The organism is Nitratireductor basaltis (assembly GCF_000733725.1).
Classification (GTDB): domain Bacteria; phylum Pseudomonadota; class Alphaproteobacteria; order Rhizobiales; family Rhizobiaceae; genus Chelativorans; species Chelativorans basaltis.
The window spans coordinates 326,688-350,969 of record NZ_JMQM01000001.1 but is presented as its reverse complement, the minus strand read 5'-3'; the positions used below and the strand labels follow the sequence as shown (position 1 = coordinate 350,969).

The following is a 24,282-nucleotide window of genomic DNA, read 5'->3' as shown; positions in this document are numbered from 1 at the left end:
GGCGAGGTGCCTGAATGTTACAGTTGCACAGTCCATTCCATGCCGGCGAACTCACGGCACAAAAGCGTGCCGGAGTGGCGCAGAACGCTGCGCAGGCAAGCCGGTTCATCCGGGACTTCATGCCTGAACAGCATCGCGCGTTCTTCGCCGCTTTGCCGTTTCTCATCATTGCCGGAGCCGATGAGGCCGGTCGCCGCTGGGTTTCTCTCATCGAGATGGAAGAGGGAGATGCAGCCTCTGCGGATCCGCGCTGCCTGTTCCTGCCGAAAGGTCCTGGCCCGGATGATCCCCTCGGACCGGGCTTCACCACGGGTGCCGAGCTGGGCGTGCTGGGCATAGAACTGGCAACCCGCCGGCGCAATCGCGTCAACGGTCGATTGCGGCAGGATGGGGGTGGTTTCATGCTCGAAGTGGCGCAAAGCTTCGGCAACTGCCCGCAATACATTCGCGAGCGCGAATTGTTCCGTGTGGAACCCACCATTGGTCCGGCAATTCGCGCCAGGAGGTCCAGGCATCTGACTGCGCCTCAGAAAGAATGGATCTCCAAATCAGACACTTTTTTCGTCGGTTCCGGACTGGTGGGAACGGATGGCCAGGGCACGTCGGGTTTTGACGCATCGCACCGAGGAGGTGCGCCCGGCTTTGTCGAGATCACTGGTGATGGCAAACTGCGCTTCCCCGATTATGCGGGGAACAATTTTTTCAATACGATCGGAAATCTGCTTCGCGATCCACGCATCGGAATGCTCTTCGTCGACTTCGAGAGCGGCGGACTATTGCATGTGACGGGACGCGCGGAAGTTCTATGGGATGGAAATGGGAGTCGCGACCCGCAGGCACGTCGCGAAGTGGTCGTCACGATCGAGCAGGTCGTCGAGCGGCCGGGCGCCATCTCGCTACGCTGGCACGCCAACAAGTCGCACATGCGCCAGTTGCGCATCGAGGCAAAGGTCGCCGAGACCGGCGAAATCACGTCCTTCTATCTGGCCTCCGTGGATGACACTCCACTCCCCTCATTCCTGCCCGGCCAGCATTTGCCGCTTGAACTTGAAATTCCCGGCCATGCGACACCTGTACGCCGCAGCTATTCATTGTCGGGTTCAACCTCGCAACGGCATTATCGCATCAGCGTCAAACGCGAGCCGACGGGACTTGCATCAGTCCACATGCACGATCATCTGGCGATCGGTGACACGGTGCAGGCTGGCTCGCCTTCAGGTGATTTCCTTGCACCACCCGGCGAGACGCCACTTGTGCTGGTCAGTGCCGGTGTTGGCGTGACGCCGATGATGGCAATGCTTCATGATCTGATCCGGACAGGAACTTCACGACCCATCTTCTTCGTACAAGGCGTGCGAGACGGTACGCTGCATCCCTTCCGCGACGAGATAGCCGAACTGGCATCACGGGCCACTAACCTTACGCTGCGCACATGCATTTCCGCACCGCGCCCGCAGGATCTCCCTCTTCCTGCCACTGCGATAAAAGGGCACGTGTCGGCAGAAGACCTGATCTCCCTGGGTGCAGGACCAGAAGCTCAATTCATGATCTGCGGTCCGGTCGGCTTTGTTTCATCCCTGACAAAAGGATTGGAAGAGCGCGGCATCTCCACGGAGCAGGTTCATCATGAGACGTTCGGTCCCGCAAGCTGAACTGCCTCAAGCTTCCAGTGTTCGCTGCAGCAATGCGCACGCATAGTCATGATCGGGTGCAGCACTGGTGAAAAGGATGCGATACATGACCGGTGCGATGACACCATCCAGCAGCTTGTCCGTGGTTGGCGCCTGAGAACCATCACCTGCACGATCAAGGATCGCATCGAGTTGCTGGCGTGTATATGCGGAGCACTGGCCCGCATTCTCCTCGCGCTCACCACCGAGAACTTCGCGCAGCATCGCACGGCCGGGCTCTGAGGACATCTCCTCGACGAACTGGTGCAACCAGATCTCCAGGTCTTTACGCCAGTCACCGGTAGCCTCCGGCGGCGCATCCGGGCGCAGGTTCTTGGCTGCGACCTGCGCCAGAAGCTCGTTCAGTGAACCCCAGCGTCGATAGATGGTGGAAGGTGTAACGCCTGCTCGCGCCGCAATAGCAGGCACCGTCATGTCAGGACCGTCTGGCGCCTGCCTCAACTCCTCCACTGCCTTGAAGATCGCTGCCTGAATGCGGGCCGATCGCCCACCAGGTCGCGCGGCAACGCTACCGGCTACCTCGTTATTTTTAGTCTTTTCAATCACTTGCATGTCCCGTCAAAAAAACCTGACTCGCTTAAAGCAAAATATTTGCATTAAGTCTTCGTCTTCACTATAACGCAAAAAATTAGCTTTTACATGGGAATCTCCAATGACCTCCACTACCGGACAAACACATGCTCATTCCCGGCAGAAACCGGGACTGGGCCTACACGCGCTGACCCTGATAGCCTTCCTTGCCGCCTCCAGTGTGCCAGCTCCGCTGTATCCACTTTATCAGGCGCAATGGGGCTTCTCGGCCTTTACCATTACTCTGGTGTTCGCGGTTTACGCACTGGCACTGCTCGTCGGCCTTCTGTTCTTTGGCACGATGTCGAACCGTTTCGGCCGACGCGCGGTCATCCTGCTGGCACTGAGCATTCAGCTTTCGGCCATGGGAATTTTCCTGCTGGCGCGCGACAGCAACTGGCTGATTGTCGCGCGCATCGTTCAGGGTTTTGCAACAGGCCTGGCGACCACCGCGCTTGCCGCAGCACTTCTCGACCTCGACCAGAAGAAGGGCGCCACGATCAACAGCATAGCGCCGATGATCGGGATGGGCGTTGGAGCGCTTGGATCCGGCCTGCTCGCGCAGATGGCTCCGGCTCCTCTCCATCTCGGCTTCGTGCTTTTGGTGCTCCTTTTCACCGTACAGACCCTGCGTACTGTCCGAAGCACGGAAACCTCCCCTTCCCTTTCAGCCGGGCCCTGGAAACCCCGCCTGCGCATGGACGTCCCTTCGCACGCTCGGCGCACATTTCTGATCGTGTCCCCGATCAATATCGCGGTCTGGGCATTGGGCGGCTTCTTCCTGTCCCTGATGCCCTCTCTGATCGTCGAGATCGCCGATGACCATGTGCAAACGCTTGGCGGTGCTGTAGTGGCCGGACTGACTTTGGCGGGCGCTCTCGCGATTGTGGCGCTGCGCGGGCAGGAAGCAAGAACGGCACTTCTGGCAGGCAGCCTCGCAATGATCCTTGGTCCCGCCATCATACTGGCGAGCCTTCACATGGACAGCATGGTGACCTTGATGACAGGGACAGTCGTCTCCGGCTTCGGTTTCGGCGCGGGATTTCTTGGCGCCATGCGAAGCCTTGCGGCCCTCGCCAACCCCGAACAACGCGCAGGCCTGCTCGCGGCGTTCTACACTGAAAGCTATATCGCCAATGCCTTGCCGGCTCTGATCGCAGGCTTCATGGCGCAGCGCGCAGGACTGTTTGAAACCGCAACGATATTCGGTGCGGCCATCATCGCACTTGCCGCCCTTTCCCTCGCCCTCAACCTCTTCAAGAGCCGGTTCGTACCGGTGGAGCAATCAGCATGATCCCCCCCTATAGCCCGGAAGTAATAGCCGAACTTGCCCGCCAGCAGCATCTGCCTCTTGCCGAAGATCGACTGGAACTGGTTGCGGCCACGCTGACCCACATCCGCAACTTCATACAGAAGCTTGAGGACCCCGCATCGAAAACCAGCTCGCATACGGAAAGCTCCAGCGATGAAAACCTTTGAACTCTCCATAGCCGAAGCCGCAGAGCTGATAGCTCACAAAGAGCTGTCGCCGGTCGAACTTGTGAATGGGGTCATCGACCGTATCCTCGAAATCGATGATGATGTCGGGGCATTTGCCTTGCTTCGGTTCGACGAGGCCCGGAAGGAAGCCATGCGTGCCGAGCAGGAACTGATGACCGGAAAACCGATCTCACCCCTGCACGGTATACCCGTCGCCCTGAAAGACCTGATCGACATCGCCGGGTACCCCACAAGTGCAAGCTCACGCGTGCAGGAGGGCCATATTGCCCGTCATGATGCGCATGTGACCACACGGTTGCGCGAGGCCGGTGCCATCATCATCGGTAAAACCCACACTCATGAACTCGCGTTCGGTCTGACCACCCCGCAGACGGCAAATCCGTGGAATCCCGACCACACCCCCGGCGGCTCGAGTGGAGGTTCGGCTGCGGCGGTGGCCTATGGTGGTGCGATTGCCGCTCTCGGGACGGACACGGGAGGTTCAATTCGAGTGCCCGCAGCACTGTGTGGTGTCGTGGGATTGAAACCCACGCAGGACCGCATCTCGCTTGACGGCATCTATCCCCTGGCAGCTTCGCTCGATCACGTTGGCCCGATCACACGGACAGTCTTGGATGCGGACCTGATGTTCCAGCTTCTCGCATCCGCCGGGAAGGCGGATACGGCAGTGGCAAGACAGGTGAAAAAGGATGATCTCAGGGGTGTGAAACTCGGCGTGCCAGGGAACTACTTCTACGACCGGCTGGATCCCGAAATCGAAACCGTCATGCAAAACCTGCAGGCTTCGCTCGCCGATGCCGGTGCCGAACTGGTGGAAATCACCATCCCGGCAACTGAAACGATCATGCCGGCTCAATGGGGCGTCATGCTGCCGGAAGCTGCATTCGTGCACCGCGAAAACATACGTTCGATGCCGGGGCTATATGGTGATGACGTCCGCGTTCTTCTGGAGACCGGAAGCCTCTTGCCCGCGCAGGATTATCTGGCAGCGAAACAGGCACAAGCAAGATTGCGCACAGTATGGTCCAACATCTTCTATCAGGTTGACGCGCTGATCGTGCCGACGGTCCCGCAGGTTGCCGCTCGGCGAGACCAGGAGACTTTTGATTGGCCGGACGGAACCAGTGAATCTGTGGTCGAGGCCTATGTCCGGCTGAACGCTGTCGCAAACCTGACCGGAATGCCTGCCTTGACCGTTCCGGCAGGCGTGCATTCATCCGGTCTGCCCTTCGGCGTACAGTTCATGGGACCGCACCATTGCGAAAACCTGCTGCTGCAACTCGGACGGACCGCGGAACGCAGGGATCTGAGATCGACAAGAGATCCTCGATCCAGATCGCTTGTGACGTCCTAATCGGCCGAAAACTTCACCTTTACACCGCGCTGGCGAAAATAGGCCTGCATGGTCTTGCGTCCAGCGCGGTTGTTCTGGGCCAGTCTGGACGGATCGAAAACGGCTTCCTTCACACCTTCACGAGCCATTGCTGCTTTCAGCTCGGCAATATGTTCGTCGATATCCTCGTTGTCCGCATGGAGGGACGCATAAATATTGTCGATCGCTTCAGTTACAGTCGGCTCACTCACGGTTTGGCTCCCTCGCATTCAAATTCTTCGGCAATTGCGAATCGGTGCATCAACCCATCCCGGGACCGAAGCGATTGCAAGCAAAAATGCTTTCGCAGGCCGTCTGGCGCTTCCTGAAATTCTTCAGTCGAGTATTGCCCACTGCTCATCCCTGCGGCTGTCGAATTCCCGGTGCAGAAGCACGCCGTCACTGATGGTAGCACTGGCCTTCAAGTCGGTATCGCAGATGGTGAAACTGGCCCGATGACCCGGACGGATATATCCGAGCTCATTCTCAAGCCCCAATGCTTTTGCAGGAGTGGTGGACGCCATGGCCAGCGCATCCTGCGGTCGCGCGCTTGTCAGCCGGATCATGTTGCGCACCGCCTCATCCATCGCCAGATTCGCTCCGCCGAGCGTGCCCTGATCATCCACGAGCCTGCCATCGCGCAGATGGACACGCTTGTCGCCAATGCTGAACTCGGTCGCGGTTCCGCCCAATGTCAGCATGGCATCACTGACAAGACAGAGACGGTCCGGTCCCGCGCAGGAATATGCGAGTGCAAGATTGGCCGGGTGCACATGGATGCCGTCGGCAATCAGCCCCGCAAACGGTAAACTGCCGTCAAGAACGGCACCGACCGGCCCCGGCTCCCGTCCGGCTAGAGGGGGCATCGCATTGAAGAGGTGCGTTGCGCCTGAAAGGCCCTCGGCTATGCGCGATTGGATCAATTCGTATGACGCAAGGCTGTGGCCAAGGAAAACACGCCAACCCGCACTTGCCAGACGCTCGATGGCACCCGGCGCGCATTCTTCCGGCGCAAGGGTGATGAGCCGCGGATGATCACCTGACCCCAGCAGTATGTCGAAATCTCGATCACCCAATGGGCGAATGGCCTTGGCAGGGTGGATGCCCGGGCGCCTGGGGCTTATGAAAGGACCTTCCAGATGCAGTCCCAGAAGTCCGGGCAGCCTCCCCTCCCTCGCGCGCTCCACCGCTTCCATGGCTTGTCGGTATCCGAAGCCGGGTGCTGTGATATAGGTCGCGAGCAGATGGGCAGTTCCACCCTTGGCTGCCCCTTGAACCATGCGTTTCAGCGTTGCGGTATCCGGCGCATCGTTGAACTGGCCATCGCCTGCTCCGTTGATCTGGATATCGATGAAGCCGGGGGCAAGGACGGAACACCTGATCCGCGGCAGGTTCTGGGAACCAGCGGACGCTCCGATACCAGCAATCAAGCCATCGCGCACATGCACCGTGCAATTTGAAAGTGGAGCCTCCCCCCCTCCCGGATAGATCGTGGATGCCTCGAGAACATACTCAGCTGTTGCCGGCAAAATAGACCTCCTGTCCGCCAGGATGGATATCCTCATAGAAGTCGCGCAGTTTCAGGCAGGAGGCAGCTTCCTGGTCGAGAACAACCGTCACATCGGGGTGGAACTGCAGGATGGAGGCAGGGCAGGCAGCCGTCACAGGTCCTTCGAGAGCAGCTGCGACCGCATCCGCCTTGCTGGCACCCATTGCCAGCATCAGCAACTTGCGCGCCTTCATGATCGTGCCGATGCCCATGGTGATCGCATGGGTGGGCATTCGCTCGCCAGCACCGAAGAACCGTGCATTGGCCTCCAGGGTGGAGCGGGCCAGCTTCTTGATGCGTGTTCTGGATGCGAGCGAGGACGACGGCTCGTTGAAACCCAGATGTCCGTTCCGGCCAATGCCCAGAAGCTGAAGATCGATACCGCCTGCAGCCTCGATCGCCGCCTCATAGGCAATCGCCTCGGCCGATGGGTCCTGCGCATCGCCGCGCGGCAGATATGTCTGGTTGCGCGGAATGTCCACGTGATCGAACAGCAGGCGGTTCATCGTGCTTCGATAGGACTGCGGATGGTCTGCCGCCAGCCCGACATATTCGTCCAGATTGAAGGTGGTCACGCCTGCAAAGGAGAGACGCGCCTCATCCGCCCTTCGCACAAGCTGATGATATACCGGCTCCATCGTTCCGCCGGTGGCCAGGCCCAGGACCGCATCGTGATCTCCCTGAACAGCCTGCAGGAGACGTTCTGCCGTGGCCCTGATCGCAGACTGCGTGTCTGGATGAATGAGGATGGTCGCCATGGTCAACCCTTACCGCGCCAGCCAGCCTTGCGCGCCTGATATGAGCGAAGATGCGATGTTCATCTGCATCATCAAGCCTCCACCAGCCTTGACCGCAAGATTTTGTTGAAACTAGACGGTTTCTGCTCCCGCCTAGGCTCTAAATCAAGCTTGGATATCCAATAGACGGGCTCAAGCACAACCGGGAAGCCAGACTTCATCCCGAAGAAAGATCACGACTGCCCTTCAGGGAAAGCGACACGATATCCGCAAATCGGGGCAGCAGATGCCGAAGATCGCGCTTGGGCTGAATGCTGCCGCACGGCACTGCTGCATCATAGGCTATGCCCGGCGCATCGCCAGCAAGACAGATCGTGCCAAGCCCGGTGACTTCAGGCATGATCGCGGGCGATATCGTGCGTCCCGAAACATCCGCAAGGAACTGGGTAAAATAGGTGTTGCGGCTCATTCCGCCGTCAATGCATATGCCGTGCGCAAGCGGCACGCACCGGTCCATCGCCTCCATCACCTGACAAGAGCGCAGAGCCACCCCTTCAAGTATCGACTGGACCATGACATCGGGACCATGTTCGAGTGACAGTCCCGACCAGAGGCCACGCGCACGCGGTTGCCAGTAGGGACAGCCCAGCCCCGCCAGAGCTGGAACAAAGAAGAGACCACCCTCGGCAGCGCTGTTGTTCCCGAAAGTATCGATCTTGGCGAAATCGGAGAACAGTCCGAGAGACTTTGCCCAGTTTACCGCAGCGCTCGCGGTAAAGACGCCACCGTCCAGCGCATAGACCGCATCACTCCCCTGCAATTGCCATCCGACCGTCGGGAGCAAGCCCAGATCAGGCCTGCGAATGATCTCCTCGCCAGTCACCATCAGCGCGAATGCGCCCGTCCCGAAGGTGATCTTGGCATCACCTTTCTGCCGGCAGCCAAAGCCATAGAGAGCAGCCTGCTGATCAACCACGCTGGCCGTCACGGGCAGATGACCGGCAGCGGTGCCAAGCGCGCCGAAATCGCCCGTGGTCGAGCGGATCGGCGGCAGGCATTCGATGGGCACGCCGAAAAGGTCGCAAAGCACCGGATCCCACTCCAGCGTGCGAAGATTCATCAGTGAGGTCCGGCTGGCCGTCGAAACGTCAGTTGCAAACGTGCCGGTCAGGCGGTCGAGAAAGAACGCATCCGTTGTTCCAAGACGCAGCGTTCCATTCTTCCGCGCCTCGCGTGCGGCTGGAACATTATTGACAATCCAGCCAAGCTTGCTGGCGGAAAAATACGGATCCATGGGAAGCCCCGCTCTTTCCAGCGTCTCAGCTTCAAAACCGTCTTCCCTGAGCCTTTCCAAGGCCTGAAGCGTGCGACTGTCCTGCCACACGATGACCGGGGAGAGCGCCTCCTTGCTGCGCGCATCCCAGGCGATGCAACTCTCACCCTGATTGTCGATACCAAGCGCGTCCGCATCCGAAACGGCATCCGCGCATTTCCGGATATTGGCTATCAGCTCTTCGGGATCATGCTCGACCCAGCCATCGCGGGGGTAATACTGCTTGTGGCTCGCCGAATGGACGACTTCGATAGAGCCGTCCGCTCTTGTCGCCAATGCGCGGGTACTCGTCGTGCCCTGGTCTATGCCCGCAAGTCTCATTGCGTCAGTCTTCCAGCGTCAGTTCCACCGGACCATCCGGCCCTGCATCGAGAAGCTTGGCCACAGGGATCGTTATCCGCCTGACAGGCCGACTGCGCAAACGCTGCGACCACAACAGCCGCCCGGAGCTGTAGGCTGCGAGCTTGGCATCGACGGGCATGTTCAGACCAAGATAGACATTGCTCATGCCGGCCCTGCCCCCCGTCAGGCATAGAGACTGAGGCATGACGAATGAGATCCTGTTGTCCTTTATATGAAGCTCTACGCTCTCGGATTTCGATGGTTGCCTCAGATCAGCGGCAATGCCGATGGCGATCTCCCGCGCCTCTGCATGACACCAGCTTGATGTTTCAGCCGGGCGCAGAAGATTGCCTGCCGAGAAATATGCAGGGTCTGAACACCGCCCGTATTGATCGACGGCAGGACCACCCGTCCCTCCGTCAACTTCGAGGTGGCTGCGGTGCAACAGTGCCGCTTCCGGACGGAAGCGACCGGAAATGATGATGCCGTCGGTTTCGATCCTTCTCGCTCGTCCCTTGTGATCGGTAAATTCCAGGGCTTCCACCCGCTCACGCCCCAAAATCCGTGGATTGGAAACGCCGACATGAAGCGGCACATGCTTGAGCCAAAGATAGGGCGTGAACACACCGCGTGCGCGGATGCGTTCTTCCTCCTCAACCATGGCGACCGGCTTGATGCCGAGATGGGCGCAGGTCTGAAGGGAGGAGAAGGAGACGAGTTCGGAGCCGAAGATCACAGGCCTTTCGAATGGTCGTATCCCCTTCAGATACACCGATGACTGAAGGGCGCCGGTGGTGATAACCCCAAGCGGCCTGTCCCCGCCGACGAAACGCTGCGGACGGCTGCTTTCGCGCACGCCCGTGCACAACACCACCCGCTCGGCGTTCAACCTGTAGACGCCCTCATTGTCCACCACTTCCAGACTTCCACCCGGCAACAGCTTGGTAACGCTCGTTCCCGTGCGGATCTCCACACCGGCGGTTTCCGCCTCCTCCCAATTGCGCCTTGCGTAGTCCGGCCCCTTCATCAGCCGGTTATATTCAAGGATACCAAAGGGATAATGGCCGCAGTGACGGGGCGTGCCTCCGGCCTGGGCTTCACGTTCAAGAACCACGACGGAGCCGGCATCGAGGCGCTTGAGCTCACGGGCGAGCGCGAGACCTGCAGTGCCGCCACCCACCACCGCTACCGTGCAGCTTGCCTCACGCATCATCATGTCCAATCGGAACCTGCAGCCTGTCCCCTGTGATCTCCGCAATCTCGGCAGTGCAGTAGAAACCCTGGCAACGACCCATCATGGCCCTCGTCCGCCGTTTCAGCCCCTGCAAGGTTGCAGGCGGCATGGGGCCGGACAGGACCCTTTCGATTTCGCGCCTGGTCACCAGTTCGCAGTGGCAGACAATTCCGCCATTGTCCTTCTCCTGCCAGTCGCGCGGGTGATAATCGGAAAGCCGGTCCACAAGAGGGATCGCCGGATCGGCCAGAGCATCGCGCGAAAGCTGCAGCAATCCTGCCACATGCCGTGCAATCCCGAGCGCGGAGCTGAGCCCGGTCGAGCGGATTGCACCAACCGTGACATAGGAACGGGCTGAATGATGTGCGATCTGGTAATCCTGCTTTTCGCAGGCCGGTCGCAAGCCAGCATAAGCCGTGGTGACTTCGCAGTCCGAAAGCTCGGGCAGCATCTCGATACCCTTCCGGCGCAGGCGTTCAAGCGCCTCCCTGTCCGTCGAGGCATCCGTGCGGCTTTCCTGGTCTTCAGCTGTGGGGCCAACCAGCACATTGCCGAAAACGGTCCTGCAGACAACGACACCTTTGGTGGTCTTTGTCGGGACCGGAAGGATTGTGGTGGAGACAAGATCGGACGCCGCCTTGTCGAACACCAGAAACTGCCCCTTGCGCGGGCGAATGGTGAAACTCTTCTCGCCCAGAAGCCGATCATCCACCAGATCCCCGTAAAGACCGGCGCAGTTGACCACATGAGCCGCTGCCACCGGACCGCCGGTCGTCTTCAGCCGCCAACCGTCTTCATACACACCTGCAAGCACTTCAGTGCCCCTGAAAAGCTCCGCCCCATTGGCAAGCGCCTGCAGGATATAGGCATGGGCGGACGCCCATGGATCGATGAGATATTCCCCCGGTATTTCGAAACCCGCACGAACCTGAGGCGAGAGATGAGGTTCACGCTCCAGGATCTGAGCGCGCGTCAGTGGCGCAACATCTTCTACCCCGTTCAGATGCGCCTTTTCGATAAGCGCGGGAAGCTGCTCTTCCTGTTCCGGTGTCCATGCCAGAACCATCGCGCCCGTGCGCAGCACCGGCAGCCCCAAGGCTTTTGCTATCTGCAGATATTCGCCGTAACCTGCCGCAATACATGCCTGCTCGAGCGAACCCGGCGGCGCATCGAAGCCGGTGTGCAGGATTGCAGAGTTGCCCTTCGAAGCGCCGTCCAGCACATCCAGGGCCTTTTCCAGCACCACCACCCTGGCCCCATCAAGTGTCAGCCGCCTTGCAATTGCACAGCCAACCACCCCCGCGCCGATTATCGCGACGTCATAGGAGGATTGGGGAGCAGTACTGGCAGGCATTTGGCCGAGCCTTCTGTTGGAGGCGCCTCATGCAGAGGCAGGAAATCCAATATGAACGCAGCGGACCGCGACTTCAAGCAGCCCGACGCCGATTTTGACTGCTCGGTAGTAATCAGTCAATTAATGAGAGATTGTATAGCATTGTTATAATTGAACATTTTGAAAAAAGTGACTGAAACTGGAAATTGGACTGGACATCAGTGCATATGCGAATAGGCTCTGGCATATGGGGAACAACAACAAGATTCGACCCAAGCTGAAAACAATGCGGCCGTCCGTGCGACAGGCCGCTCTCCATGAATTCGTGGAGAAGCGCGGTCGTGCGACAGTTGAGGAGCTTGCAGAGAAATTCGGCGCTTCGGTCGAAACGGTCCGGCGCGACCTCAATCTGCTCGCTGAACAGGGCCGCATCCGCAAGGTGCATGGCGGCGCGGTGCGCCAGGCCAATGAAGAAGGCGCTTTCGAGGACCGTCTGGCAAAAAACGCTCAGGCGAAGCGTGAAATAGCCGAGAAGCTTGCGCGCATGATCCAGCCCGGCGAGACGATCATGATCGATACAGGTTCGACCACGCTTCTATGCGCCGAGGCACTCACGCGATTGCGCGACCTGACCGTCATCACCAATTCGCTGCGCATCGCCCATGTCATTGCGAATGCGCAAAACGGGTCGCAGGCAGTGCTGTTAGGTGGCACGTTTCGTGTCGGCAACGACCAGACCTATGGCCCGCGCGCCTGCGCCGAGATCGCCGAATACCGACCGGATCACATTGTCCTGACCGTCAGCGCCCTGGACGCGGCAGGCGCCTATGACGCTGATTTCGAGGAGGCCCAGCTTGCCCGCGCCATGGTTCGACATGGCGGCAACCTTTCGCTCGTGCTCGATCACTCCAAGCAAAATCGCACGGCTGCCTATCGCGTGTGCGACTTGACTCAGGTGCGACATCTTTTCCTTAATCAAGAACCTGATCCCGAACTCCTCGCGGCATTGAGGGCGGCGAAGGTCAGCGTCCATTGAATTCGGAGCTCGCTTCAATGCCAAAATTCTTCCGCGCCTATGTCCGCTATGTTGACGGGTTCAACTACTATGCCGGGCGCTTGATGATGTATGGCTTCTTCATCATGGTCGCCGTGCTGCTCTGGTCCACCATTTCGAAAGCAATCTTTGTCGTACCGGCATTCTGGACACTGGAAATGGCCCAGTTTGCGCTGGTGACCTACTATCTGGTGGGTGGCCCCTACTCGATGCAGATGGGCTCCAATGTTCGAATGGATCTGTTTTATTCGAACTGGAGTACGCAGAAGAAAGCCGCCTTCGACAGCTTCACCGTCCTTCTGCTGATCTTCTATCTCGGTGTGCTGCTCTATGGCGGCATCAGCTCGACCATGTATGCGGTCGAATATCAGGAACGCAGTCCCAGCCTCTGGCGGCCTTTGATGTGGCCGATCAAATCCATCATGTGTTTCGGGATCTTTCTCATGCTCCTGCAGGCGATATCGGAGCTCATCAAGGATATTGCCAAGCTGCGCGGGGAAGAAGTCTGATGTCCTATGAGTTGATCGCACTCCTGATGTTCGCCTCCATGATGTTGATGCTGATGACCGGCCAGCGTGTCTTCGGCGCCATCGGCGGCATCGCCACCATTGCAGCGCTCCTGCTCTGGGGTCCCGGCGGATCGGAACTTCCGTTTTCGGCCGTCATGAAGCTCATGAAATGGTACCCGATGCTCACCCTCCCCATGTTCATTTTCATGGGTTTCGTGCTGAGCGAGAGCAAGATCGCCGATGATCTCTACCGCATGTTCCATGTCTGGATGGGACCGGTTCGTGGCGGACTTGCCATCGGAACGATCGGCCTGATGGTACTGATCTCGGCCATGAACGGGCTGAGCGTCGCGGGAATGGCCATTGGCGCTACCATCGCGCTGCCTGAACTTCTCAAGCGCAACTACGACAAGCGGATGGTGACGGGCGTCATCCAGGCGGGGTCCAGTCTGGGGATCCTTGTCCCGCCCTCGGTGGTGCTTGTGCTCTACGCCATGATCGCGCGCCAGCCGGTCGGGCAGCTTTGGCTTGCAGGCGTTGTTCCGGGCCTCATGATGGCCGTGCTTTTCATCCTCTACATCTATATCCGCTGCAAGCTGCAGCCGGAACTCGGACCCGCAATCAAGTCCGCTGACGCGGACATCTCCAAGGCGGAGAAATACCGCCTGCTCCTGGCTGGCCTGCTGCCGATCGGCATTTTCGCTTCCATGATGGTGCCTTTCCTCAACGGCTGGACCTCACTCGTCGAAAGTTCGGCCATCGGCGCGATGGCAGCCTTTGTCGCTGCCGTTCTGAAGCGACGCATGACCTGGGAAGTATTCGAGAACTCGCTCAAGCAGACGCTTGGCGTCTCCTGCATGTTCCTCTGGATCGTGCTGGCGGCTCTCGGCTTTGGAGCCGTGTTCGATGGGCTTGGCGCGGTAAAGGCGATCGACGGGCTGTTCACCGAGCAGCTTGGCCTCAACCCGTGGGTCATCCTGATCCTGATGCAGTTGTCCTTCATCCTGATGGGAACGTTCCTCGACGACACGGCCATGCTGGTCATCGTGGCACCACTCTATGTGCCGCTCGTGAAGGCGCTCGGTTTCGACCTCATCTGGTATGGCGTGCTCTACACGATCACGACCCAGATCGCCTATATGACACCACCCTTCGGGTACAATCTCTTCCTCATGCGCGCCATGGCACCGCCTGAGATCAAGCTCAAGGATATCTATAGCTCCATCATCCCGTTCGTTATGGTGATGATGCTGGCGCTCACGCTGGTGATGGTCTTCCCGGATCTTGCGATGTGGCTGCCGAACTACGTCTACGGACGATAACAACAAGAACAATACCAAACAAAAAACCTCAGAGGAGAACGACAATGACCACAAGACGCAAATTTCTGACAACGGCGGGCGTGGGCGGTGCTGCAGCTCTCGCCACGCCGGGCATCGTGCGCTCGCAGGCTCCTATCAAATGGCGGCTGCAGACCTATTCCGGCCCGCCGCTCGGTGCCCATGTCATCAAGCCGCAGATCGAGGCCTTCAACAAGGCGGCCAATGGCGAGATGGAAATCGAGCTGTTCTATGCCGACCAGCTTGTGCCCACCAATGAGCTTTTCCGCGCATTGCAGAATGGCACGCTCGACGCGGTTCAGTCCGACGATGCGACCATGGCCTCGCCAGCCGATGTTGCCGATTTCGGCGGCTACTTCCCCTTTTCCACTCGCTACAGCCTCGACCTTCCGGTCCTGTTTCAGCGCTATGGCCTGAACCAGATCTGGCAGGAAGCCTATGACGAGATCGAGAATGTCGAGTGGCTGGGTGCCGGCGCATGGGACCCGCTGCACATCTTTACCGTTGATCGCCCGATCCGCTCGGTCAAGGACATGGCCGGCCTGCGCGTCTTCGGGGTGCCAACCGCTGGCCGCTTCCTTGCCCGCTACGGCCTCATCCCCGTAACAGTGCCATGGGAAGATGTGGAAGTCGCGCTGCAGACCGGTGAGCTCGACGGCGTCGCATGGTGCGGCTTCACCGAAGCATACGAGGTGGGCTGGGCCGACATCTGCAAATATGCGCTCCTCAACAACGTCACCGGCGCTTGGTGCGGAAGCTATTTCGCCAATTCGGAGAGCTGGGCCAAGGTGCCGCCGCATCTGCAGGAGCTCTTCAAGATCACGATGGACCAGTCGCACTACTACCGCCAGGTCTGGTACTGGGGTGGCGAGGCCGATCTTCGCGTCAATGGCGACAAGCTCGAACTCACGACCATCCCGGCAGAGGAATGGGAAGGCGTGGTTGCCGACAGCGCATCCTTCTGGGACGAGCTGGCCGCAAAGAACGAACGCGCGGCGAAGGTCGTCGAAATCTTCAAGAAGTATCAGCAGGTGATGGAAAAGGCCGGCGTGCCCTATCGTTACTCCTGATGGTTCTGGCCGGGCGGAATTTTTCGCCCGGCCACCATTTCCTGTTGTGATGATGCCTGCCACCAAGCCGTTCCTGAGCGAAGCTGACGGTGCGCCCTTCGAGGTGATCAACCCGGATGGAGCGAGCCGGATCGTGCTCGTCTGTGAACATGCCTCCAACCGCGTGCCCGAAAAACTCGGTGATCTGGGTCTGACCTCCGCGCAACTGGAAAGCCATGTCGCCTGGGATCCCGGCGCTCGTGAGCTTGCAGTGAGCCTGTCGGACGCTTTCGATGCGCCGCTCGTGGCCGCCCGTTTCTCCCGCCTCGTCTATGACTGCAACCGTCCTCCGCATGCCGTTTCCGCCATGCCTCACGAGACGGAAGTCTGCCCGATACCTGGCAATCGCTGGATAACGCAGCGCGAAAGACAGGAGCGCGCATCGGCGCTCTATGAACCTTTCCAGCAGGCGGTTCACAGACTAATCGCCAAAAGGCAAGTCGACAGAAAGCCACCGGTGCTGGTCACCGTCCACAGCTACACACCCGTATTCCATGGCGTGAAGAGAGAGGTGGAGATCGGCTTCCTCCATGGTGAAGATGCTTCTCTGGCCCAAGCGCTCGCGACAGACTGCAGTGCCCGCTCCGCTTATGATGTCCGCCTGAACGAACCCTACGCGCCGAAGGATGGTGTGCTGCATACGATCGAACGCCAGCTCGAAAGTGGTCCATTCCCCTATGTCATGATCGAGGTCCGTAACGATTTGCTGACCGATCCCGACAAACGAACCGATATCCACGCGCTTCTGGCGGAAAGCCTTGGCGCGATCCTTTCCGATATTTGATGAAGGCACCTTCCATGAAGCCAGTCATGACTTTCGAGGCACTACAATCCGCCGTGGAAAGTGGAGCCATAGACACGGTTCTTGTCTGCTTCCCAGACATGCAGGGCCGTCTCATGGGCAAGCGATACCTCGCCGCCCACTTTGTCGAGAGTGCCTATGACGAGAGCCATTGCTGCAACTATCTCCTGGCGACCGATCTGGAGATGGCAACCCCCGACGGCTATGCCGCCACCTCCTGGGAAGGCGGTTACGGCGACTACATGATGAAGCCGGACCTGACCACGATCCGCCCCGTGCCGTGGCTCGAAGGCACGGCGATGGTGTTGTGCGACATCCTCGATCATCATGGGCATGAAGCCATCACCCATGCCCCCCGCGCCATTCTGAAGCGGCAGGTCGAAAGATTGGCAGCCATGGGCTTCGACCCGATGATGGCAACGGAATTGGAGTTCTTCCTCTTCGAAAAGAGCTTCGACGAAATCCGCAAGACAGGCTTCCGCGATCTCCAGCCCATCAGCGGCTACAATGAGGATTACCACATCCTTCAAACCACGCGCGAAGAGCATGTCATGCGTCCCATCCGCAATCATCTGTGGCGCGCGGGCATTCCGATCGAAAATTCAAAGGGCGAGGCGGAAGCGGGACAGGAAGAGCTCAATATCCGCTATGCCGATGCGCTTGCCACGGCCGACCATCACACCATCGCCAAGCACGCGGTGAAGGAGATCGCCCACGCGCAGGGGCACGCAGCTTCGTTCCTGCCGAAGTGGCGGCATGACCGCGTGGGCTCGTCGAGCCACGTCCATCAGTCTCTTTGGAAAGACGGCCGCAATGCCTTCTTCGATGAAGCTGACGAACTCGGCATGAGCAAGCTCATGAAGAGCTATACGGCGGGTCTCCTGAAATATGCCGCCGATTACACCTATTTCCTGGCGCCTTATATCAACAGCTACAAGCGCTTCATGAAGGGCACCTTTGCGCCCACCCGCATCATCTGGTCCGTCGACAACCGCACCGCGGGTTTCCGCCTTTGTGGCGCAGGCACCAAGGGGGTGCGCATGGAGTGCCGTATAGGCGGATCGGACCTGAACCCCTATCTCGCACTCGCCGCCCAGCTTGCCGCGGGCATGGCGGGAATAGAGGAAGGTCTGGAGCTGGAGCCGCCAGCGCGCGGCGATGTCTATCGCGGCAACACCGCTTCCATCCCGCATAATCTGCGGGAGGCACGTGAAAAGCTGAAAGACTCGGCCATGTTGCGCGGCGCCATGGGCGACGATGTCGTCGATCACTATTGCCGCGCGGCCGAAGTTGAGATTGAAGCATTCGACCAGGTGGTCACCGATTGGGAAATTGCCAGAGGATTTGAACGGGCATGACAACATTGCGCTGCATTTCACCCATTGATGGGTCGGTCTTCGCGGAGCGCGAAGCGCTCTCGCTTGAGGCCGCTCGCGCCGAGATCAGGCGCGTTCGCGACGCACAGCCTGCCTGGGCCGCTCGGCCGCTGGCCGAACGGGTCGAGCTTGTCATGGCGGGCGTTGCCGCCATCGGCGCGCAGAATGACGAGATTGTACCTGAACTTGCTCGCATGATGGGCCGGCCCGTGCGCTATGGCGGGGAGTTCGGTGGCTTCAACGAGCGTGCGAGCCACATGGCGCAGATCGCAGCGGATTCGCTTGCAGATATAGAGGTTGGCGAAGACGCGCAGTTCAAACGCTATATTCGCCGCGTGCCGCACGGCGTTGTCTTCGTGGTCGCACCGTGGAACTACCCCTACATGACTGCGATCAATACCGTTGCCCCGGCGCTGATCGCTGGCAACACCGTGGTGCTCAAGCATGCCACCCAGACACTGCTGGTCGGTGAGCGCATGGCGCGCGCTTTCCATCAGGCCGGTGTGCCGGAAGATGTGTTCGCCAATGTCTTTCTCGACCACGACACCACGTCGAGCCTGATCGGCGAAAAGGCGTTCGACTTTATCAACTTCACCGGTTCTGTTGGTGGCGGTGCTGCCATGGAGCGTGCCGCTGCCGGCACCTTCACCGGCGTGAGCACCGAGCTGGGCGGCAAGGACCCCGGCTATGTCATGGAGGATGCGGATCTGGACGCCGCTGTCGCAGGTCTTGTCGACGCGGCCATGTTCAACACCGGCCAGTGCTGCTGCGGCATCGAACGCATCTATGTGCATGAGAGCCTTTTCGATGCATTTGTCGAGAAGGCCGTTGAGATCGTGAACGGCTACAAGCTGGGAAACCCTCTCGATCCCGACACGACGCTCGGACCGATGGCTCATCCCCGTTTCGCCGCAGAAGTGCGCGCGCAGGTCGATGAGGCCGTCGCAAGCGGTGCGAAGGCTCATATCGAGCGCTTCGCAGAAGATGACGGTGGTGCCTATCTGACGCCCCAGATCCTGACCAATGTCAGCCATGACATGCGTGTGATGCGCGACGAGAGCTTCGGGCCTGTTGTCGGCATAATGCCGGTCAAGGATGACGCGGAAGCCATTCGCCTCATGAATGACAGTGAGTATGGTCTGACCGCCAGCCTGTGGACGCGTGATCTGGACCGTGCTGCGCGCGTCGGCGACCAGGTGCAGACCGGCACCGTATTCATGAACCGCGCGGACTATCTCGATCCGGGTCTGTGCTGGACCGGCTGCAAGAATACCGGGCGCGGTGGCGGCCTTTCCGTGATTGGCTACCACAACCTGACCCGGCCGAAATCCTATCATCTGAAGAAGGTCACATCGTGAGTCTCACCGGAAACTGGTCCTACCCGACAGCCATCAAATTTGGTGCGGGACGCATCGCCGAACTGCCCGCAGCCTGCGCCCAGGCCGGCATCAAGCGCCCGCTGCTGGTCACCGACAAGGGGCTGGCCAACCTGCCCATTACGGCGCGCGCGCTCGACATCATGGAAGAGGCGGGACTGGGCCGCGCGCTCTTCAGCCAGGTTGATGCGAACCCCAACGAGAAGAATCTCGAGGAAGGGATCGCGGTATACAAGGCCGGCGGCCACGACGGTGTGATCGCTTTTGGCGGCGGCTCCGGGCTGGATCTCGGCAAGATGGTCGCATTCATGGCCGGTCAGAAGCGGCCAGTCTGGGATTTCGAGGATATCGGCGACTGGTGGACAAGGGCGAACGCGGATGCCATTGCTCCCATCGTCGCCGTCCCGACAACTGCAGGAACCGGCTCGGAAGTGGGACGTGCAAGCGTCATCACGAACTCGCAGACCCACGTGAAGAAAATTATCTTCCATCCGAAGGTGCTTCCAAGTGTCGTGATCTGTGACCCCGAACTGACTGTCGGAATGCCTCCCTTCATCACGGCCGGTACCGGTCTTGATGCCTTCGCTCATTGCGTGGAAGCCTATTCCAGCCCGCATTACCACCCGATGAGCCAGGGAATAGCGCTGGAGGGTATGCGCCTCGTGATCGAATATCTGCCGCGCGCCTATGCCGACGGCAATGATCTCGAAGCGCGCGCCCAGATGATGTCGGCTGCCATGATGGGAGCAACGGCCTTCCAAAAGGGCCTTGGTGCCATCCACGCGATGAGCCATCCGATTGGTGCGCTCTTCAACACCCACCACGGGACCACCAATGCCGTTTGCATGCCAGCGGTCTTGGCGTTCAACGCCCCAGAAATCCGCGACCGCTTTGACCGGGCCGCAGGTTATCTTGGGATCTCGGGCGGCTTTGCGGGGTTCTGCGAATTCGTGCAGTCCTTCAATGACAGCTTCGCCATTCCGCGCAAGCTGAGCGAGATGGGCGCGACGCAGGATCGCCTCGACGATCTGGTTGCAATGGCGCTTGAAGACCCGTCCTGCGGCGGAAACCCTGTCCCGCTCGACCGCGAGAACCTGCGCCATCTGTTCGAAAAGGTGCTGTAACGAGAGACCGGCCCGGCCTTTGCGCCGGGCCACCTACCGGGGGAGGAAGCAGACAGACCGTGCAGCTGCGATTTTTCGAGACCTTTGTGTGTCTGGCGAAAGTCCGAAATTTCCGCAAGGCGGCGGATCTTCTTCACACGTCCCAGCCCGTCATATCCTCGCGCATCAACGCGCTTGAGGCGGAACTTGGCACCCGCCTTTTCGAACGCTCCAAGCGCAGCGTGCATCTGACGCGGGAAGGCCGGCTCCTGCTGCCGCATGCCGAAGCCGTGATAGAGATCACCAATGAGATGAAGTGGCTCGTCGGTCCCAATGCGGAACTGACGGGGTCGCTGCGGATCGGTGTCGCAGGCACCATCATCCATTCCTGGTTCATCCACCTCATGGAGGCATTCCGCTCCGCCTATCCGCGCATCAATCTGGAGATTCTGGCGACCACCTCCGCAGGCGTCCTTCAGGCCGTCCGCGACCACAGTGTTGATGTCGGTCTTGCCATGAAGGACAAGCCGGACATGATGCTGCGTTTCGAGCCACTCTGCGCATTTCCGATAGCTTGGGTGGCGAGTCCGACTGCCTTCCCAATCGAGAAAGCCACGCTCAACACGCTTCTCGACATGCCGATCCTCACATTCCCGCAGAGCTCCCTGCCCTATCGGGAGTTGGAGCGGCATCTGAAACTCCACTCGAAGATCAGACCCAATATTCATCCCATGAATTCCATAGCGACCATCGTCAAAATGGCGGGAGAGGGCCTTGGTATCGCGCCCATGCCGCGCGCGGTGGTCCGCGAGGAGCTTGGCTCAGGCAGACTCCACGAGATCAAGGTCGATGTTGCGTTTCCTCCGCTCAACTTTTATGCGGTGACCGAAGTTTCTCCTCGCATGGCGCTGAAGAACGAATTCGCGCGCATGGCGCAGCAGCAGGCCCGCGCCTGGGCGGAAGCCAATCCCGAGGACGGTCTCGTCCTTGCTGATTGAAAAAATCTATCACAGAGCCCCATCTTTTTGATTTGGACTTTTTTAGTCCCCTCACCAATCCTGCCCTGAACCAAACATAAAAAAGGGGAACAGGATGAAACGCATAATCCGCACTTGCATGGCCGCCTTGGTGGCATCCGCTCTCGGAACCGGTCTGATGGCCACCGCTCAGGCGGAAACCTGGCGCATGGCGCACAAGATGCCGCCAGACAGCATCGAGGGTCAGCTTTTCCAGTATTTTGCCGACAAGGTTGACGAGAAAACCGGCGGCGAGCTGACCGTGAAAGTCTTCCCGAACGAGCAGCTCGGCTCCGACGATACCGTGCTCGAGCAGCTTCAGATCGGAACCGTCAACGTCTATCCCGAAGGCAGCAGCTATCTGCAGAAATGGGTGCCGGACGTGAAGTTCACCTCGGCTCCCTTCCTGTTCGATGATCGCGAGCATTGGGCTCGGTTCATGGAAACCGATCTCGTGAAGGGCTGGTTCAAGACCATCGAGGAAGAAGCAGGCATCGCACTCATCGGCTCGCCGACAGCCTTCGTGCGCGGCCCCTACCGCGTAATGGTAACAGACAAGCCATGGGAGTCCCTCGACGAGATGCAGGGCACGCGCCTGCGCATGCATCCCGATGAGCTCGCCGCAGAAGCATGGCGTCATCTTGGGGCGGAGGTTCGCACCCTCGCCTGGACTGAAGTCTACGAGTCCATCAGCCGTGGCATCGTCGATGCGGTGAACAGTCCGATCGCGCTCGTCGAGCCGATGAAGTTCTATGAGGTTGCTCCCCACGTCATCCGTCACGACGAGTATCCGCAGGGCATGGCCTTCATGACGAATGCCAAGCGCTGGAACGCCCTGTCGGACGAACTGCGCAGCCAGGTTCTTGAAGCTTTCGCCGACATGGCAGCCGAATCCGAGAAGCGCATGATGGAAGCTGCCGAGAAGGACCTTGAGACGATGAAGGCCAAGAACGTCAGCTATTTCGAGCCCGACACCTCCGACTTCGTCGCACGGATGGAAAGCTTCTACCAGAAGATGGAAGAAGCCGGTGAACTGCCGGAAGGCTTCCTCGAAGCCGTCCGCTCCACGCGTGAGACGAACTGATCCTTTGAGATCAAGCCGAGGGGAATTCAATGCCTTTGATAGACCGCGCACTGGCCGTCATAGACCGGCTGTTTCTTGTGGGGGCGAATGCCGCGTTGCTGGCGATGCTCATCACTACAACGCTCAACATCGCCTCCCGAGCCTTTCTGGGCCAGGGCGTGGTCTGGGTCTTCCCCATCAATATCGTCCTGTTTGTCTGGATGACCTTCCTTGGCTTTTTCGTCGTCTATCGGCGAAACAAGGATATAACCGTCGATTTCCTACTGTCGGCCATGCCTGCCTTGGCCCAGCGCATCGGGCGGATCCTGGTCGATCTGGCGGTTATCGCGCTGCTTCTCATCATCCTTCGAGAAGCGCCTGCACTTATCCAGCGTCAGGTGGGAAATATCGAGATGGTTGGGCTGCAGCGATATTGGCTGTCCATCCCGTTCTTCGTCTCATGCGCCTTGATCGCGCTGCAGTTTTTCAGTGACCTCATCCACGCCCTGAAGGGACATGATGCGCCTGCGCATCATCCCGCCGGCGACATATAGGCCTCTGCAACCATGACCATGCTTCTTTTTGCGGGCTTCGTCGCCCTCATCCTTCTGCGCGTGCCGATCACAATGGCAATCGGCATCGCTGTCCTCTCCGCACTCGTCTATGCGGGCTTTGCCGACACGCTCTACATCATTCCGCTCCAGGTGCTGGACGGCGTCGACAATCCGTCCCTGCTTGCCATTCCCTTCTTCATCATGGCCGGCAACCTGATGAACGGGGTCGGCATGACCGACCGCATCTTCAACTTCGCGTCTGCCCTCGTGGGGCATATGCGCGCCGGCTTGGCACAGGTGAACGTCGTCTCCTCGCTCCTGTTTGCAGGTGTATCCGGAGCTGCCGTTGCGGACTGCGCGGGTCTCGGCACGATCGAGATCAAGGCGATGCGCGAACGCGGCTATCCTGCGCCATTCGCGGCAGCGCTCACCGCGGCCAGCGCGGTGGTCGGGCCCATAATTCCGCCATCCATCAGTCTCGTCGTCTACGCATTCCTGTCCAACACATCCGTCGCGCGACTGTTTCTGGCCGGCATTATCCCGGGCATCATCGTGGGCCTGTCCCTGATGGCCTTCAATTATGTGGTGGCGCTCAAGCGTGAATTCCCGCGCGAAGAGCGCAAGAGCCTGCCTCAGATCGGCCGCGCCGCGATCGACGGCATCGCCGCACTCGTGGCCCCGGGCATCATCCTGACCGCTATCCTCACCGGCTTCACAACGGCAACGGAAGCTGGCGTGCTCGCCTGCGTCTACACGATTGCCCTCGGTTTTGTTTACCGCACCTTCTCCTTCGCGATGTTGTGGAAGGCGCTGACCGAAACGATGACCATCACCAGCGTCATCATGATCATCATCGGCTTTTCCCACGTCATGGGCTGGCTGCTCGCCATCGAGCAGATCCCGCAGCAACTGGCCGATCACGTCCTCATGGTGACGGAATCGCGCGCAGTGTTCCTGCTCCTGCTCCTGGCCTTCCTGCTGGTGGTCGGCTGTTTCGTGGAAGGTGTTCCTGCGAAGCTGATCCTGGTCCCGATGCTGCTTCCGATCATCGACCAGTTCGGCATCGACCGCATTCACTTCGGCCTGATCATCACGCTGGCCCTGCTGATCGGTATCGCGACACCGCCAATGGGGATTGCGCTCTATATCGTGGCCGAAGTGGGCAAGGTTCCATTCGAGAAGGTGGCCGTGGCGATCCTGCCCTTCCTCGTGCCGCTCATCGCCGCACTTCTTCTCATCACCTTCGTGCCGGAGCTCGTTCTCTTCCTCCCGAACCTCATCCTTGGACCGGCGTGAAGCCGGTTCGCAAACCGATACCC

At 59.6% G+C, this 24,282-nt stretch carries 23 protein-coding genes; 16 read left to right on the top strand and 7 right to left on the bottom strand.

Features of this window, described 5'->3' with window-relative positions:
* Window positions 1-14 precede the first annotated feature (14 nt).
* Window positions 15-1,652: an FAD-binding oxidoreductase gene (locus EL18_RS01635; RefSeq protein WP_036479106.1), complete on the top strand. Its 1,638-nt coding sequence runs from the start codon at window positions 15-17 to the stop codon at window positions 1,650-1,652.
* 6 nt (window positions 1,653-1,658) lie between these two features.
* On the opposite strand, the gene EL18_RS01630 is transcribed toward EL18_RS01635, so the two are convergent.
* The gene (locus tag EL18_RS01630) at window positions 1,659-2,237 is read right to left on the bottom strand and encodes a TetR/AcrR family transcriptional regulator (RefSeq protein ID WP_244444495.1); all 579 of its coding nucleotides are present in this window, start codon (window positions 2,235-2,237) and stop codon (window positions 1,659-1,661) included.
* Window positions 2,238-2,343: 106 nt separating this feature from the next.
* Between EL18_RS01630 and EL18_RS01625 the strand changes: the two genes are divergently transcribed.
* From EL18_RS01625 to EL18_RS01615, 3 genes are read left to right on the top strand one after another with little or no spacing between them, the layout of a single operon-like run.
* Entirely contained in the window at window positions 2,344-3,555 is a 1,212-nt protein-coding gene (locus tag EL18_RS01625) for an MFS transporter (RefSeq protein WP_036479104.1), read from the top strand.
* Window positions 3,552-3,740 (top strand): hypothetical protein, encoded by a 189-nt coding sequence (locus EL18_RS01620; protein ID WP_036479101.1) that lies wholly within the window; start codon window positions 3,552-3,554, stop codon window positions 3,738-3,740. Before EL18_RS01625 ends, EL18_RS01620 begins: the two co-directional genes overlap by 4 nt.
* Window positions 3,727-5,115 carry an amidase gene (locus tag EL18_RS01615; protein ID WP_036479098.1) on the top strand — a complete coding sequence of 463 codons (1,389 nt, stop codon included), beginning with the start codon at window positions 3,727-3,729 and terminating at the stop codon, window positions 5,113-5,115. Before EL18_RS01620 ends, EL18_RS01615 begins: the two co-directional genes overlap by 14 nt.
* Here EL18_RS01615 and EL18_RS01610 read toward each other — a convergent pair.
* The 6 genes from EL18_RS01610 to EL18_RS01585 form a co-directional block, all read right to left on the bottom strand.
* Window positions 5,112-5,345 (bottom strand): hypothetical protein, encoded by a 234-nt coding sequence (locus EL18_RS01610; RefSeq protein ID WP_244444494.1) that lies wholly within the window; start codon window positions 5,343-5,345, stop codon window positions 5,112-5,114. The two genes, EL18_RS01615 and EL18_RS01610, sit on opposite strands and share 4 nt — an antisense overlap.
* Window positions 5,346-5,468: 123 nt before the next feature.
* A complete protein-coding gene (nagA, locus tag EL18_RS01605; protein ID WP_051913652.1) occupies window positions 5,469-6,662 on the bottom strand; it encodes an N-acetylglucosamine-6-phosphate deacetylase in 1,194 nt (397 codons plus the stop codon).
* Window positions 6,646-7,440: a glucosamine-6-phosphate deaminase gene (gene nagB, locus EL18_RS01600; RefSeq protein WP_036479093.1), complete on the bottom strand. Its 795-nt coding sequence runs from the start codon at window positions 7,438-7,440 to the stop codon at window positions 6,646-6,648. The genes nagA and nagB overlap by 17 nt, the downstream gene beginning before the upstream one ends.
* Before the next feature lie 196 nt (window positions 7,441-7,636).
* Window positions 7,637-9,073, bottom strand: coding sequence for an FGGY family carbohydrate kinase (locus EL18_RS01595; RefSeq protein WP_036479090.1), 1,437 nt, complete (start codon window positions 9,071-9,073; stop codon window positions 7,637-7,639).
* A 4-nt stretch (window positions 9,074-9,077) separates the two neighbouring features.
* The gene (locus EL18_RS01590; RefSeq protein WP_152553007.1) at window positions 9,078-10,310 is read right to left on the bottom strand and encodes an NAD(P)/FAD-dependent oxidoreductase; all 1,233 of its coding nucleotides are present in this window, start codon (window positions 10,308-10,310) and stop codon (window positions 9,078-9,080) included.
* Window positions 10,297-11,682: an NAD(P)/FAD-dependent oxidoreductase gene (locus EL18_RS01585; protein WP_036479088.1), complete on the bottom strand. Its 1,386-nt coding sequence runs from the start codon at window positions 11,680-11,682 to the stop codon at window positions 10,297-10,299. The genes EL18_RS01590 and EL18_RS01585 overlap by 14 nt, the downstream gene beginning before the upstream one ends.
* A 265-nt stretch (window positions 11,683-11,947) precedes the next feature.
* On the opposite strand from EL18_RS01585, the gene EL18_RS01580 reads away from it, so the two are divergent.
* The 12 genes from EL18_RS01580 (at window position 11,948) to EL18_RS01525 (ending at window position 24,259) form a co-directional block, all read left to right on the top strand.
* On the top strand, window positions 11,948-12,697 hold the full coding sequence (locus EL18_RS01580) for a DeoR/GlpR family DNA-binding transcription regulator (RefSeq protein ID WP_036483662.1): 750 nt from the start codon (window positions 11,948-11,950) through the stop codon (window positions 12,695-12,697).
* Between the two features lie 17 nt (window positions 12,698-12,714).
* The gene (locus EL18_RS01575) at window positions 12,715-13,224 is read left to right on the top strand and encodes a TRAP transporter small permease subunit (RefSeq protein ID WP_036483659.1); all 510 of its coding nucleotides are present in this window, start codon (window positions 12,715-12,717) and stop codon (window positions 13,222-13,224) included.
* The gene (locus tag EL18_RS01570) at window positions 13,224-14,546 is read left to right on the top strand and encodes a TRAP transporter large permease (protein WP_036479086.1); all 1,323 of its coding nucleotides are present in this window, start codon (window positions 13,224-13,226) and stop codon (window positions 14,544-14,546) included. Before EL18_RS01575 ends, EL18_RS01570 begins: the two co-directional genes overlap by 1 nt.
* A 44-nt stretch (window positions 14,547-14,590) precedes the next feature.
* On the top strand, window positions 14,591-15,634 hold the full coding sequence (locus EL18_RS01565; protein ID WP_036479083.1) for a twin-arginine translocation signal domain-containing protein: 1,044 nt from the start codon (window positions 14,591-14,593) through the stop codon (window positions 15,632-15,634).
* A 49-nt stretch (window positions 15,635-15,683) separates the two neighbouring features.
* On the top strand, window positions 15,684-16,457 hold the full coding sequence (locus EL18_RS01560; RefSeq protein ID WP_244444493.1) for an N-formylglutamate amidohydrolase: 774 nt from the start codon (window positions 15,684-15,686) through the stop codon (window positions 16,455-16,457).
* 14 nt (window positions 16,458-16,471) lie between these two features.
* On the top strand, window positions 16,472-17,833 hold the full coding sequence (locus EL18_RS01555) for a glutamine synthetase family protein (protein WP_036483654.1): 1,362 nt from the start codon (window positions 16,472-16,474) through the stop codon (window positions 17,831-17,833).
* The gene (locus EL18_RS01550; protein WP_036479080.1) at window positions 17,830-19,209 is read left to right on the top strand and encodes an aldehyde dehydrogenase family protein; all 1,380 of its coding nucleotides are present in this window, start codon (window positions 17,830-17,832) and stop codon (window positions 19,207-19,209) included. Before EL18_RS01555 ends, EL18_RS01550 begins: the two co-directional genes overlap by 4 nt.
* A complete protein-coding gene (locus EL18_RS01545; protein WP_036479078.1) occupies window positions 19,206-20,351 on the top strand; it encodes an iron-containing alcohol dehydrogenase in 1,146 nt (381 codons plus the stop codon). Before EL18_RS01550 ends, EL18_RS01545 begins: the two co-directional genes overlap by 4 nt.
* 59 nt (window positions 20,352-20,410) lie before the next feature.
* On the top strand, window positions 20,411-21,328 hold the full coding sequence (locus EL18_RS01540) for a LysR family transcriptional regulator (RefSeq protein WP_036479076.1): 918 nt from the start codon (window positions 20,411-20,413) through the stop codon (window positions 21,326-21,328).
* Between the two features lie 94 nt (window positions 21,329-21,422).
* Window positions 21,423-22,430 carry a TRAP transporter substrate-binding protein gene (locus tag EL18_RS01535; RefSeq protein WP_036479074.1) on the top strand — a complete coding sequence of 336 codons (1,008 nt, stop codon included), beginning with the start codon at window positions 21,423-21,425 and terminating at the stop codon, window positions 22,428-22,430.
* A 29-nt stretch (window positions 22,431-22,459) separates the two neighbouring features.
* A complete protein-coding gene (locus tag EL18_RS01530) occupies window positions 22,460-22,963 on the top strand; it encodes a TRAP transporter small permease (protein ID WP_051913650.1) in 504 nt (167 codons plus the stop codon).
* 12 nt (window positions 22,964-22,975) lie between these two features.
* Window positions 22,976-24,259 (top strand): TRAP transporter large permease, encoded by a 1,284-nt coding sequence (locus tag EL18_RS01525; RefSeq protein WP_036479072.1) that lies wholly within the window; start codon window positions 22,976-22,978, stop codon window positions 24,257-24,259.
* The last annotated feature ends 23 nt before the right edge of the window (window positions 24,260-24,282 follow it).